Origin of the sequence: Sphingobacterium sp. T2 (assembly GCF_000814685.1) — a bacterium.
In the GTDB taxonomy this organism is placed as follows: domain Bacteria; phylum Bacteroidota; class Bacteroidia; order Sphingobacteriales; family Sphingobacteriaceae; genus Sphingobacterium; species Sphingobacterium thermophilum.
The window spans coordinates 1-748 of the sequence record NZ_JXAC01000319.1 but is presented as its reverse complement, the minus strand read 5'-3'; the positions used below and the strand labels follow the sequence as shown (position 1 = coordinate 748).

1 tRNA gene and 1 rRNA gene are annotated in these 748 nt (G+C 53.4%); both read right to left on the bottom strand.

The features are described from left to right. Positions 1-72 precede the first annotated feature (72 nt). Positions 73-149, bottom strand: a tRNA-Ile gene (locus SD31_RS14490). 129 nt (positions 150-278) lie between these two features. Continuing rightward, a 16S ribosomal RNA gene (locus SD31_RS17740) occupies positions 279-748 on the bottom strand; the annotation flags it as partial.

Sequence of the window (748 nt, the reverse complement as noted above, 5' to 3'; positions counted from 1 at the left end):
CGGATTCGAACCGTTGACCCCCTGCGTGCAGGCAGTGCTCTAGCCAGCTGAGCTAATTCCCCGCGTTAATCTTGGTAGTCCCGAGCAGACTTGAACTGCTGACCCCTACATTATCAGTGTAGTGCTCTAACCAACTGAGCTACGGGACTAGCTGCATCTTTTCTCCTCGGTACCACCTCCGCCTTTGGGGATGGGCACTTCCTCTAATGTCTTCTGTCTTTATAAATCATGTATAAAACGTAACGAGTACCAACGGATTAACTCACCGTTATCTCTAGAAAGGAGGTATTCCAGCCGCACCTTCCGGTACGGCTACCTTGTTACGACTTAGCCCCAATTACCGGTTTTACCCTAACACGCTCCTCGCGGTTACATGCTTTAGGCACCCCCAGCTTTCATGGCTTGACGGGCGGTGTGTACAAGGCCCGGGAACGTATTCACCGCGTCATTGCTGATACGCGATTACTAGCGAATCCAACTTCATGAGGTCGAGTTGCAGACCTCAATCCGAACTGTGACCGGCTTTCCGAGATTCGCACCCTGTTACCAGGTAGCTGCCCTCTGTACCGGCCATTGTAGCACGTGTGTAGCCCCGGACGTAAGGGCCATGATGACTTGACGTCGTCCCCACCTTCCTCTCAGCTTACGCTGGCAGTCTCGTTTAGAGTCCCCACCACTACATGCTGGCAACTAAACATAGGGGTTGCGCTCGTTGCGGGACTTAACCCAACACCTCACGGCACGASGC